We start from the raw sequence: 12,842 nt of genomic DNA on the forward strand, positions 1-12,842 counted from the left end.
AGACATCGACAGAGTCTGATTTTTACAAAAACGCGCTCCTGATTACTATGCGCTTCGAAACACACAATAAGGTCACAAGACCAAACTTTAAATGAGGAAAATATGAAAAAAGCAACTTTGAAAACTGCAACTGTCATCGCACTTGTCGGCGCAATCTCGGCTCCGGCTTTGGCGTCAAACGATTCTGGATTTTATGTGGGAACGTATATGGGGGTAATGTCAGCATCAAACAACGACGCGCCACCTACGCGTCAACCTATCGAACCAGGTAAAAACATGACCGAAACAAAAGTTAAAAGTAACTTTCGCTCACTTGGCCTTAAAGCTGGTTACGACTTTAACTCAATGTTTGGGGCGGAAATGCGTCACAGTCGCGACAGTGGCAAGGTAGAGAAAAGTGGTCAAGGTTTAGAAGTTGGCAGTCAAACCGGACTTTACGGAAAGATCAAATTCAATGTATCAGACAGCATTGAGCTGTATGGCTTAGCTGGTGTAAATAACATCCGCCTAAAACAAGCTGGTTTTAAGGAAAATGACAACAAAAAGACCATCAATTCCTTCTCATACGGTGTTGGAGCTCAATACAACTTTACTAACTCACTAGGCGCAAACTTAGAGCTAATGAAACTGTCTAACCACAAACAGTTTGATGCGCACTCTATCAACCTAGGTCTAGCTTACAAATTCTAATTCTCTCTACAACTTAACCAAGTTTGCAAGGATGCAACTTGCCCACTCCAGCTTAGCATCAAACTTTCTCTTTGCTGCCTTTACCTTTCACTCTATTTATCACCATCCCAAAATGCAAAAAGCCTCGTCACATGACAAGACTTACTTGAACTAGATATTTGACAAACAAAGCTACTAAAGACGAAAGCTTATTGCGCATTGTCATCCAACTTTCGGTTCAATAAACCAGATTTCAGACGAAAAAAAGCCTCGTCTTTCGACGAGGCTTTTAAATGGTGGTCGGTGAAGAGGGATTCGAACCCCCGACCCTCTGGTCCCAAACCAGATGCGCTACCAAGCTGCGCTATTCACCGACGATGTTTTATTACGAGTAAATTCGTAAAGGGGAGCAAACGCTACCAAAATAAATGGGGTGGCTAACGAGATTCGAACTCGCGACCACCGGAATCACAATCCAGGGCTCTACCAACTGAGCTATAGCCACCACAAATTTTGTTTTGCTACCGTTTATAACGATAACTGAAATAGTGGTCGGTGAAGAGGGATTCGAACCCCCGACCCTCTGGTCCCAAACCAGATGCGCTACCAAGCTGCGCTATTCACCGACAATGTTCTTTTCAGAACGTTTTCGTTTCGATTAAATCAAAACTGGAAACCGAAGTCACCAAAATAATGGGGTGGCTAACGAGATTCGAACTCGCGACCACCGGAATCACAATCCAGGGCTCTACCAACTGAGCTATAGCCACCATTATGTTTTGCCAATATTTTATCCGGATGGCGCGCCCGAAAGGATTCGAACCTTCGACCTTTGGCTCCGGAGGCCAACGCTCTATCCAGCTGAGCTACGGGCGCATGCCCTATCGGCGGATGGGAATAATACGTATATCACACTATGTCGTAAAGTACTTTTTCAACTTTTTTTCTCGTTTGTTGTCTTTTTCAGCACTTTGAAGCAATAAATAGTGGCTTTACGATGTGATTCACCCCGTGAAGCTGAAAAGTTGTGGTTTATTGCAACAAGTTAACAGGATATAATCACCCAATGTTTACATTGATTTAACAGTCGTTAAGTCAGCAAGCAGAATAAATCGTATAAATGAATAGCAAGCACCGACTTGCTACCTTGTTGGATAGTAAAGTGAGTTTAATGGATATGTCTCGTCGAATCTTAACAGTGTTGTTCGCTGCACTAACTTTTTCTACTGCCTCTTTCGCAGCGGATGTGAGCCAAGAAGAATATGACGCTATCGCAGAGCGTATTAAACCAGTGGGTGATGTTTACTTAGCAGGTAGTGAGCCTGTGGTTGCTGAACCTACCGGTCCACGTGATGGCGCTACCGTTTACAACACCTTCTGTACTGCCTGTCACTCCATTGGCGTTAGTGGCGCACCTAAAACGGGTGACGCTGCCGATTGGGGACCTCGTATTGCTCAAGGTAAAGACGTTCTTAAAGACCATGCAATTAATGGCTTCAACGCGATGCCAGCAAAAGGCTCTTGTATGGACTGTTCTGATCAAGAAATCGTTGATGCTATCGAGCATATGATTGCCGGACTATAGTGTAACGAACTCAATGATCGACAAGGGGGCTGATTCAGCCCCCTTGTTTATTTTTACTTCTTATTGAACATTGCCCGAATATTAGCAATGTGTGCCTGACCTTTTTGCATTCGTTCTTCTGCAGACACCGCTTTTTTTGCTTGTTCCCATTCGACATCATCAAACGGCAATTCATCTAAGAACCGACTATGTTCTGGCTTAATCAGCTCGCCATACTGTCTTCGCTCTTTACATATAGTAAAGGTGAGTTCTTTTTGGGCACGAGTAATGCCTACATACATTAGTCGCCTTTCTTCTTCTACGTTATCTTCATCTATGCTGGTTTGATGTGGCAGGATGCCTTCCTCAGAACCAATAAGATAAACATAAGGGAACTCAAGACCTTTCGAGGCATGCAGTGTCATTAGCTGAACAGCATCACTGTCGTCCTCATCTTCTCCGCGCTCCATCATATCTCGAAGCGTGAGCCGTTGAACGACCTCTTTTAATGACTTCTCTTCCTTATCATAATTATCGCCTTCTAAATCTGCGACAATCCATGAGTAGAGATCAGAAACGTTCTTCATGCGCATTTCTGCGGCTTTAGCACTGGAAGAGGTCTCATAGAGCCAATCTTCATAGTTGATGTCGCGAACTAATGAACGCACAGCTTCAACTGTATTACCGCGCTCTGCGTTATCAGCTATGGTCACAACCCACTGTGTGAATCGTCGTAAGTTCTCTAAGCCACGCCCCGATAAGTGCTGCTCCAAACCCAACTCAAAGCTAGCTTCGAACAAACTTTTTCCACGCATATTGGCGTAGCTACCCAGTTTTTCCAACGTAGCAGGACCAATCTCACGACGAGGCGTATTAACGATACGTAAGAAAGCATTATCGTCATCAGGATTTACCAAAACTCGCAGGTACGCCATGATGTCTTTGATTTCAGCACGACCGAAAAATGAAGTACCGCCGGAAATTTTGTAAGGCACGCGGTTTTGCATCAAGACTTTTTCGATAAGTCGTGACTGGTGGTTGCCTCTATATAAGATGGCGTAATCACGATATTCAGTTCGATTCACGAATCGATGCGCAATTAATTCACCCGTCACGCGCTCCGCTTCATGATCTTCATTTTTGGCTTTGAGTACTTTGAGCTTTTCACCGTCAGGGATCTCTGAGAATAACGATTTCTCAAACACGTGCGGGTTGTTAGCAATCAAGATGTTGGCCGCACGCAAGATACGACTGGTTGAACGATAGTTCTGCTCAAGCATCACGACTTTGAGGCTTGGAAAGTCTTTGTTCAGGAGAATCAAGTTTTGAGGCTTTGCGCCGCGCCACGAGTAGATAGATTGATCATCGTCCCCTACGACAGTGAAACGCGCACGCTCTCCCACCAGCAACTTAACCAATTCGTATTGGCTAGTGTTGGTATCTTGGTACTCATCGACCAACAAGTACTGAATTCGCTTTTGCCAACGAGTACGAACTTCTTCATTGGTTTTTAGCAGAATAACGGGCAGAGCAATTAAGTCATCAAAGTCGAGCGCGTTATACGCTTTCATTTGTACTTGATACATTTCATAGCAGTGCGCAAATAACTGTTCTTGCTCTGAACGAGCAGAGCCTTTTACCTGCTCTGGAGTCAGCATGTCGTTCTTCCAGTTAGAAATAGCGCTGAGTAGCGAACGCAGCAGGTCTTTATCGCCATCGAGTTGCTGTTCGGTCAACTCTTTGAGTAGCGCCATTTGATCCTGATCATCAAACAGGGAGAAACCAGCTTTGAGTCCAAGCGCCTTATACTCGCGACGTATGATATTGAGTCCCATGGTATGAAAGGTGGAAACCATAAGACCTTTGGATTCATTTTTACCTAAGGTTTGTCCTACACGCTCTTTCATTTCACGTGCAGCTTTGTTGGTAAACGTTACGGCAGCAATATTTCTCGCTTTATAACCACAGCTTTGTACTAGATACGCTATCTTATTAGTTATCACGCGGGTTTTGCCCGACCCGGCACCGGCAAGAACCAGACATGGACCAGAGACGTATTTTACCGCCATATCTTGCTGCGGATTTAGCTTCATTGGTGTGCTCACTACTCACGAATTGTAACGCGCACATAATAGACTGCTAATGCTGACAATGCCACGCTCCGTAGGATTTTTTAACTTTTATAGAATAGTGATTAAAAATAAGTTGCGTAAATATACCTCAATTGTTTTATAATGAATGAACGTTCATTCACTATCTATCGGATGGCTATGACGACTATGAATACCAGTGATAAACGACTACAAATCCTCGAAGCGGCACAAAAAATGGTGGCTGAAAAAGGGATTCAAGGCGTATCAATGCAGAAACTGGCCAATGAGGCCGGTGTTGCAGCTGGCACAATATATCGATATTTCGATGACAAAGACCATCTGTTAGAAGAATTGAGGCTTTACGTGGTATCACGCATGGCCAAAGCCGTTCAAGCAGGTGTAGGAGCCGACCAACCATTGAAAGAGCAGTATCGTAAGATGTGGCTCAATATCTGGCACGTCGCAGCTTCAAACATCGATTCGTTGAAAACTCGTGCTCAATATGACTCTATTCCTTCGAAAAATTGTTATACAACTAGGGAACAAGAACGAAAAATGTTTGCCCAAGTTGACAACCTATTCACAGAAGGAAAGAAACAAGGGGTTTTTAAAAACCTCGATAATGAAATCCTATCTGGACTAAGCTTAGAAGCAAGTGTATCGCTTGCACGTAAGCATGCTCTGGGTCTATATCAACTGGATGACGATGCGCTAGATGCAGCTATCGAAGCCAGTTGGGATGCAATAATAAAACACTAATGTGGAGTTCTCGTTAGAATGAAAAAGTGGACATTTTTCATGCTACTTATCGCCGTTCTGCTATTTGGCAGCGTGATAGGTTTCAATCTGTTTAAGCAACAGAAAATCGCTGAATATTTAGCAAACCGCCCTGAGCCTGAGTTTCCAGTCACCGTAACAACCGTGAAACCTGTTGATTGGGTACCGGTTATCGAAGCTATTGGTTTTGTGGAACCAAACCAAGGTGTGACGTTAACTTCTGAAACCAGTGGCGTTATCAGCAATATCTCATTCGCGTCAGGCTCTCAAGTAGAAAAAGGTCAACTCCTTGTTTCTCTTGATTCTGATGTAGAGAAAGCCAACCTTAAAAGCTCAGAAGCTCGCCTTCCTGCAGCAAAAGCAAAGTACAAGCGCTACCAAGGTCTTTATAAGAAAGGTTCAATTTCAAAAGAATCTTATGATGAAGCGGAGGCTAGTTACTTCTCTCTATCTGCTGATATTGAAAGCTTGAAAGCTCAAATTGACCGTCGTGAAATCAAAGCGCCATTTGGTGGTGTTGTTGGTATTCGTAACGTGTTCTTGGGTCAATACCTTCAACCAAGCGATCATATTGTACGCTTAGAAGATACTAGCCTAATGAAACTGCGCTTTACGGTTCCACAAACTGACTTCTCTCGTATTTCTATTGGTCAAGATGTAGACATCTTCGTTGATGCGTATCCAAACCAAGCGTTTAAGGGCTCTATCAGTGCGATTGAACCTGCGGTAAGTATCCAAAGTGGTTTGATTCAAGTTCAAGCGGACATTCCAAACAACGACGGTAAGCTGCGTAGCGGTATGTTTGCACGTGCAAATATCATCCTACCTAAACTTGAAAACCAAGTAACCCTTCCACAAACGGCGATTACATTCACCCTATATGGCGACAATGTTTATATCGTTGAAGATGTTGATGGTGTGAAACGCGTTAAGCAGCAAGTAGTTAAAGTGGGTGAACGCACAGGCGATATCGCTCATATTCTGGAAGGCGTGAAAGCAGATGATGTTATCGTAACATCTGGTCAAGTTCGCCTAAGTAACGACGTTAAGGTCAAAGTGGTAGAAAGCGATGCGACAGTACCACCGGCTGAGACACCGATGCTGTAATTGGAGGCAAAATGCGTTTTACTGATGTTTTCATAAAACGTCCTGTTCTTGCGGTATCGATCAGCTTTTTGATAGCCCTGCTTGGTCTGCAAGCTGTGTTCAAAATGCAGGTACGTGAATACCCAGAAATGACGAATACCGTGGTTACCGTAACCACGAGTTATTACGGCGCGAGTGCTGACCTAATCCAGGGCTTTATTACCCAGCCATTGGAGCAGGCCGTTGCTCAGGCCGATAATATCGACTACATGACGTCACAGTCAGTCCTTGGTCAGTCGACCATCACTGTGAACATGAAGCTAAATACCGACCCTAATGCGGCGCTTTCAGACATATTGGCTAAAACCAACTCTGTTCGTTCTCAGCTTCCTAAAGAAGCAGAAGACCCAACGGTGACTATGTCTACTGGCTCAACAACGGCGGTACTTTATATCGGCTTTACCAGTGACGAGCTAGCTTCGAGCCAGATTACCGACTATTTAGAGCGTGTAATTAACCCGCAGCTGTTCACCGTAAACGGTGTATCTAAGGTCGACATGTATGGTGGCATGAAATACGCGCTTCGCGTATGGCTAGATCCACTAAAAATGGCCGCGCTTAAAATGACAGCCTCTGACATCATGAATGTCCTCAATGCCAACAACTACCAGTCAGCAACTGGTCAGGCTACGGGTGAGTTCGTGCTGTACAACGGCAGTGCAGATACTCAGGTCTCAAACACTGAAGAGCTGAAACACCTTGTAGTGAGCTCTAAAGATGGACAAGTGATTCGCTTAGGTGATATCGCTAAAGTAACGTTAGAGAAGAGCCATGACGTTTACCGTGCAAGTGCTAATGGTCAAGAAGCCGTAGTAGCTGCGATCAATGCGGCCCCTAGTGCTAACCCGATCAACATTGCTGCAGATGTACTTCAGCTTCTTCCACAACTTGAGAAGAACCTGCCTAGCAACATCAAAATGAACGTGATGTATGACTCTACGGTTGCGATCAACGAATCGATTCAAGAGGTTATTAAGACCATTCTTGAAGCAGCACTTATCGTACTTGTGGTTATCACTCTGTTCTTAGGCTCTTTCCGTGCAGTACTGATCCCTATCGTGACAATTCCACTATCGTTGATCGGTGTGGCAATGGTAATGCAGGCGATTGGTTTCTCTTGGAACCTAATGACACTACTGGCTATGGTACTGGCTATCGGTCTGGTAGTAGATGATGCAATCGTTGTTCTTGAGAACGTTGACCGTCATATCAAGCTTGGTGAATCCCCATTCCGCGCTGCCATTATTGGTACACGTGAAATTGCGGTACCAGTTATTGCGATGACGCTGACGCTTGGTGCCGTATATGCGCCAATCGCGTTAATGGGTGGTATCACGGGTTCGTTATTTAAGGAGTTCGCATTAACGTTGGCGGGGTCGGTATTTGTATCAGGCATTATCGCATTAACGCTATCACCGATGATGTGTTCGAAGCTGCTTAAAGCCAACGAGACACCAAACCGCTTTGAGCAAAAAGTACATCACGTACTAGACGGCATGACATCACGTTATGAAAAAATGCTTGGCGCGGTAATGCAGCGCCGTCCTGTGATCATTGCGTTTGCCGTCATCGTGTTTGCTTCTCTACCTATGCTGTTTAAGTTCATTCCAAGTGAACTGGCTCCATCGGAAGATAAAGGCGTGGTGATGTTAATGGGTACAGGACCGTCTAACGCAAACTTAGACTACCTGCAAAACACCATGAACGACGTAAACAAAATCCTAACTGATCAGCCAGAAGTGGCGTTCGCTCAGGTGTTCACTGGTGTGCCTAACTCAAACCAAGCATTTGGTATTGCTTCTATGGTTCCTTGGAGCCAGCGTGAAGCGAGCCAAGCAGAAGTTGCTAACCGAGTAGGTGGGCTTGTGGCTGATGTACCTGGTATGGCTGTAACAGCATTCCAGATGCCAGAGCTACCAGGCGCAGGTTCAGGTCTTCCGATTCAGTTTGTTATTACCACACCTAACAGCTTCGAAAGCTTGTTTACGATTGCGACTGATATCTGGACTGACGTACAAAAGAATGCTCAGTTTGTTTATTCAACACTGGATCTGAACTACGATTCAGCGACGATGAAAATCAATATCGACAAAGATATGGCGGGCGCTTATGGCGTAACCATGCAAGATATTGGTATCACGCTGAGTGCGATGATGGCAGATGGTTACGTTAACCGTATCGACCTCAATGGTCGTTCTTATGAGGTTATCCCTCAGGTTGAGCGTAAATATCGTCTAAACCCAGAATCGATGAACATGTACTTTGTTCGTTCTGATGATGGCCAAGCTATCCCACTAGGCAGCTTAATCTCTATTGATGTTGTGGCAGAGCCTCGCTCTCTACCTCACTTCAACCAGCTAAACTCAGCTACTGTTGGTGCTGTTCCAGCTCCAGGTGTAGCAATGGGTGATGCGATTGCTTGGTTTGAATCAACAGCAGAGAACAAGCTACCAAGTGGCTACAACCATGATTATATGGGTGAAGCTCGTCAATACGTAACTGAAGGAAGCGCGCTTTACGCAACGTTTGGTCTAGCTCTGGCGATTATCTTCTTGGTACTGGCTATCCAGTTCGAGTCCATCAAAGACCCATTCGTTATCATGGTATCGGTACCACTGGCGATATGTGGTGCTCTGATTGCTCTGGCATGGGGTGCAGCCACCATGAACATCTACTCACAGGTGGGTCTAATTACCTTGGTCGGCCTTATCACCAAGCACGGTATCCTTATCTGTGAAGTAGCAAAAGAAGAGCAGCTAAACCACAAGAAGAGCCGAATGGAAGCAGTTATGGAAGCGGCGAAAGTTCGTCTTCGCCCTATCTTGATGACAACCGCGGCGATGATTGCAGGTCTAATCCCACTGATGTACGCCACAGGTGCTGGTGCAGCTCAGCGCTTTAGTATCGGTATCGTAATCGTAGCGGGTCTTGCTATTGGTACTCTGTTTACTCTGTTTGTTCTTCCGGTAATTTATACTTACTTAGCAGAGAAGCACAAACCTCTACCAGTCTTTGTTGAAGACAAAGACCTAGAGAAGATAGCTCGAGTTGACGCAGCTTCAGCAGCTTGTCGAGAAAATCGCTCTTAAGGTGAAGACTAATTAGAAAAAGGCCACAATGTGGCCTTTTTTATTAGCTCAAATAACGACTTTCTTTATCGGATTACATAGAATAAGAAGTATCACTTAAGGAGTTACCAGACATGTTTGATCCAAAGAAACTTGAACAGATTGCTAAGCAAATTCACGACTCAATGCCTCAACCAGTGAAAGAACTTGGTGCGGATGTTGATCAGAAAGTACGCCAAGTCATTCAAGGCCAATTGAATAAGCTTGACGTCGTTAGCCGTGAAGAGTTTGATGTGCAAACTCAAGTGCTACTGCGCACTCGTCAAAAGCTGACAGAGATGGAACAAAAACTAGCAGATCTAGAGCAAAAGCTAGCGGATAAGTAATCGCTTTTTTTGCGGTATTCGCAAATTGCCAAATTGCATAGACAAAAAAAGGGGGCTTACCAATTGGTAGCCCCCTTTGCTATGTTGTGTTTACTTTATTATCTGATTTTTATTTGGTCGGCTTAGCCACCTACAGCGATACGCTTCATGTCTGTCATGTAGCCACGTAGCTCTTCACCGATGTACTCTACAGGGTGATTGCGGATAACATCGTTTACTTCGATTAGTTTGCCGTTATCAACTTGATTAGATGTCTCACCTAGACCTTTACCGATTACGTCAGTACCTACTGATGGCATGAACTTCTCGCGAAGCAGTGGTGTTGCTACGTTAGCGAATAGGTAGTTACCGTACTCAGCTGTATCTGAGATTACTACGTTCATTTCGTATAGACGCTTACGTGCAATCGTGTTTGCAATTAGTGGTAGCTCATGTAGAGACTCGTAGTATGCAGACTCATCAATGATGCCAGATGCCGTCATTGCTTCAAACGCTAGCTCAACACCTGCGCGAACCATAGCCACCATTAGGATACCGTTGTCGAAGTACTCTTGCTCTGAGATTTCTACATCAGACGCAGGGTAGTTTTCGAATGCTGTTTCAGCTGTCTCTGCACGCCAGCCTAATAGGTTTACGTCATCATTTGCCCAGTCAGCCATCATAGTGCTTGAGAACTCACCTTGGATGATGTCATCCATGTGCTTGTTGTAAAGCGGACGCATTAGGTCTTTTAGCTCTTCAGACAAGTCAAACGCTTTCACTTTCGCAGGGTTAGATAGACGGTCCATCATGTGCGTGATGCCACCGAATTTCAGTGCTTCAGTGATAGTTTCCCAACCGAACTGAAGTAGTTTACCTGCGTAGCTTGGGTCGATACCGTCAGCAATCATTTTCTCGTAACATACGATTGAACCTGCTTGTAGCATGCCACAAAGAATAGTTTGCTCACCCATTAGGTCAGATTTAACTTCAGCAACGAATGAAGACTCTAGAACACCAGCACGGTGGCCGCCTGTTGCTGCTGCCCATGCTTTAGCGATTTCAAGACCATCCCCTTGAGGATCGTTCTCTGGGTGAACAGCGATAAGAGTCGGAACACCAAAGCCACGCTTGTACTCTTCACGAACCTCAGTACCTGGACACTTAGGTGCAACCATTACAACCGTTAGGTCTTTACGGATTTGCATACCTTCTTCAACGATGTTGAAGCCGTGAGAGTAACCTAGAGATGCGCCTTCTTTCATTAGCGGCATTACCGTTTCTACCACGTTAGTGTGCTGTTTGTCTGGAGTTAGGTTAACAACTAGGTCAGCTTGAGGGATTAGGTCTTCGTAGCTACCAACAACGAATCCGTTATCTTTTGCGTTTTTGAACGATTGACGCTGCTCATCGATTGCTGCCTGACGAAGTGCGTACGACACGTCTAGGCCAGAATCACGCATGTTCAAGCCTTGGTTTAGGCCTTGAGCACCACAACCAACAATGACTACTTTCTTACCTTTTAGGTAATCCGCTTCTGAAGCAAATTCAGAACGATCCATAAAACGACAACGACCTAGTTGGTCCAATTGCTCACGCAAGTTAAGAGTATTGAAATAGTTAGCCATAGTGGGGCTCTCCTGTTGAATTCTGTCCGTAGTGTCGATGGTTATCATCGAATGAGTTCATACTAATGCAGAGTCGAAATTGCTTAAAGTGATATATTCACAATTTGTCATTGCAAATAATGCAACAACAGATATCTTTAGTACTATGAATATTAAAAGTCTCCAAGCTTTTATCCATTTGTGTGAGAGTAAAAGCTTCAATAAAACCGCAACGGCGATGCATATCAGTGCGTCAGCCCTCAGTAGACAGATCCAAAAGCTTGAACAAGATACTCATCAAAACTTGTTCTTGCGTGACAACCGTTCTGTCGAACTCACGCCAGCAGGAAAAAAACTGCTCCCTATTGCTGTAAATATCGTTAGTGAATGGCAGCAGTTCCAATCAGAAAGCCAACATGGTGAGAATGAGCTGAGAGGTAAGCTTCGACTGTTTTGTTCCGTTACCGCGAGCTACAGCCACCTCCCAGAGTTACTTGCCGAGTTTAGATTGCTTTACCCTTATATCGAGTTCGAACTCTCTACTGGCGATCCTGCACAAGCTATAGATAAAGTCCTCAGCGATGAAACCGATATAGCCATCTCAGCATTACCAGAACTGTTACCTGCTCGATTAGAGTTTGAGCCGATCAGTGACATACCACTCTCTGTAATAGCCCCTGTTGGTGTTAGTAGTTTTGGCTTGGAATTAGCCGAAGGGCTGCCTGATTGGAACAAGATCCCATTCATTGTCCCCGAAGCAGGAACAGCACGAGAGCGAACAAATGCGTGGTTTAAAAAAATGCGCATTAAACCCAATATATACGCTCAGGTATCAGGACATGAGGCAATTGTAAGTATGGTTGCACTGGGATGTGGCGTTGGAATTGCTCCGGAAGTGGTTATCGTAAACAGCCCAGTTCGAGATAAAATTCAACGCTTAAAACTAGAGCCTATTAAACCATTCAAACTTGGCGTGGTATGTAAACGCTCTAATCTAGAGAATCAATTGCTCTCAGCTTTCTGGAAAGTGGCTGAAAAAGTGTATATCCAGCCTTAGCATGAATAATCATCAAAAACGAAAAAGGCTCTGACCTAAGTCAGAGCCTTCGAATATGGCAGGGGTGGAGAGATTTGACCGGGCTGGCGACCCAGCTCCCAACACATCGCTTTGAAAAAGCGAAAACAAAAAAGGCTCCGACCTAAGTCAGAGCCTTTAAATATGGCAGGGGTGGAGAGATTCGAACTCCCAACACGCGGATTTGGAATCCGCTGCTCTGCCAATTGGAGCTACACCCCTAAAGTGCTATCTAATCTATGCTATTTAATCGCTTAAATCAACATGTTAGATTCAAAAAAGCCTCGCAATAAGCGAGGCTTTTTAATAAGTGGCGGAGTGGACGGGACTCGAACCCGCGACCCCCGGCGTGACAGGCCGGTATTCTAACCAACTGAACTACCACTCCGCAGTGGTCTATTTAAAGTCTTATCTAAAGCGTGCTTTAAACAGATGTTGTTCAAAGCCTGGCGATGTCCTACTCTCACATGGGGAAGCC

9 protein-coding genes and 7 tRNA genes are annotated in these 12,842 nt (G+C 44.8%); 7 read left to right on the plus strand and 9 right to left on the minus strand.

The window, feature by feature from the left end:
* Positions 1-102 precede the first annotated feature (102 nt).
* Entirely contained in the window at positions 103-690 is a 588-nt protein-coding gene (locus OH456_RS23195) for a porin family protein (RefSeq protein ID WP_252038599.1), read from the plus strand.
* 276 nt (positions 691-966) lie between these two features.
* On the opposite strand, the gene OH456_RS23200 is transcribed toward OH456_RS23195, so the two are convergent.
* From OH456_RS23200 to OH456_RS23220, 5 genes are all read right to left on the minus strand, one after another.
* Positions 967-1,043: transfer RNA gene (locus OH456_RS23200), tRNA-Pro, on the minus strand.
* A gap of 55 nt (positions 1,044-1,098) precedes the next feature.
* Positions 1,099-1,174: transfer RNA gene (locus tag OH456_RS23205), tRNA-His, on the minus strand.
* Between the two features lie 44 nt (positions 1,175-1,218).
* Positions 1,219-1,295: transfer RNA gene (locus OH456_RS23210), tRNA-Pro, on the minus strand.
* Between the two features lie 68 nt (positions 1,296-1,363).
* Positions 1,364-1,439: transfer RNA gene (locus OH456_RS23215), tRNA-His, on the minus strand.
* Positions 1,440-1,468: 29 nt separating this feature from the next.
* Positions 1,469-1,545: transfer RNA gene (locus OH456_RS23220), tRNA-Arg, on the minus strand.
* Positions 1,546-1,840: 295 nt separating this feature from the next.
* Between OH456_RS23220 and OH456_RS23225 the strand changes: the two genes are divergently transcribed.
* Positions 1,841-2,254 carry a c-type cytochrome gene (locus OH456_RS23225; RefSeq protein WP_031493886.1) on the plus strand — a complete coding sequence of 138 codons (414 nt, stop codon included), beginning with the start codon at positions 1,841-1,843 and terminating at the stop codon, positions 2,252-2,254.
* Positions 2,255-2,307: 53 nt separating this feature from the next.
* Here OH456_RS23225 and rep read toward each other — a convergent pair whose 3' ends face one another.
* Positions 2,308-4,326 carry a DNA helicase Rep gene (gene rep, locus OH456_RS23230; RefSeq protein ID WP_270034324.1) on the minus strand — a complete coding sequence of 673 codons (2,019 nt, stop codon included), beginning with the start codon at positions 4,324-4,326 and terminating at the stop codon, positions 2,308-2,310.
* A 177-nt stretch (positions 4,327-4,503) separates the two neighbouring features.
* Here rep and OH456_RS23235 point away from each other — a divergent pair, with 177 nt between their 5' ends.
* The 4 genes from OH456_RS23235 to ubiK all read left to right on the plus strand — a co-directional run bounded on the left by OH456_RS23235 (position 4,504) and on the right by ubiK (position 9,703).
* Positions 4,504-5,085: a TetR/AcrR family transcriptional regulator gene (locus tag OH456_RS23235; protein ID WP_198558546.1), complete on the plus strand. Its 582-nt coding sequence runs from the start codon at positions 4,504-4,506 to the stop codon at positions 5,083-5,085.
* A gap of 18 nt (positions 5,086-5,103) precedes the next feature.
* Complete coding sequence (locus tag OH456_RS23240; RefSeq protein ID WP_062462662.1) at positions 5,104-6,210, plus strand: efflux RND transporter periplasmic adaptor subunit; 1,107 nt, start codon at positions 5,104-5,106, stop codon at positions 6,208-6,210.
* Positions 6,211-6,221: 11 nt separating this feature from the next.
* A complete protein-coding gene (locus OH456_RS23245) occupies positions 6,222-9,338 on the plus strand; it encodes a multidrug efflux RND transporter permease subunit (RefSeq protein WP_031493888.1) in 3,117 nt (1,038 codons plus the stop codon).
* 113 nt (positions 9,339-9,451) lie between these two features.
* Positions 9,452-9,703, plus strand: coding sequence for a ubiquinone biosynthesis accessory factor UbiK (ubiK, locus tag OH456_RS23250; protein ID WP_006075379.1), 252 nt, complete (start codon positions 9,452-9,454; stop codon positions 9,701-9,703).
* A gap of 122 nt (positions 9,704-9,825) precedes the next feature.
* Here ubiK and ilvC read toward each other — a convergent pair whose 3' ends face one another.
* A complete protein-coding gene (gene ilvC / locus OH456_RS23255; RefSeq protein WP_006075378.1) occupies positions 9,826-11,310 on the minus strand; it encodes a ketol-acid reductoisomerase in 1,485 nt (494 codons plus the stop codon).
* Positions 11,311-11,455: 145 nt separating this feature from the next.
* On the opposite strand from ilvC, the gene ilvY reads away from it, so the two are divergent.
* Positions 11,456-12,346: an HTH-type transcriptional activator IlvY gene (gene ilvY / locus OH456_RS23260; RefSeq protein WP_270034326.1), complete on the plus strand. Its 891-nt coding sequence runs from the start codon at positions 11,456-11,458 to the stop codon at positions 12,344-12,346.
* A 163-nt stretch (positions 12,347-12,509) separates the two neighbouring features.
* Here the strand turns inward: ilvY and OH456_RS23265 are convergent.
* Positions 12,510-12,586 (minus strand) — tRNA-Trp (locus tag OH456_RS23265).
* 89 nt (positions 12,587-12,675) lie between these two features.
* Positions 12,676-12,752, minus strand: a tRNA-Asp gene (locus tag OH456_RS23270).
* Positions 12,753-12,842: the final 90 nt, after the last annotated feature.

The organism is Vibrio sp. La 4.2.2, assembly GCF_027586995.1.
GTDB lineage: Bacteria > Pseudomonadota > Gammaproteobacteria > Enterobacterales > Vibrionaceae > Vibrio > Vibrio mediterranei.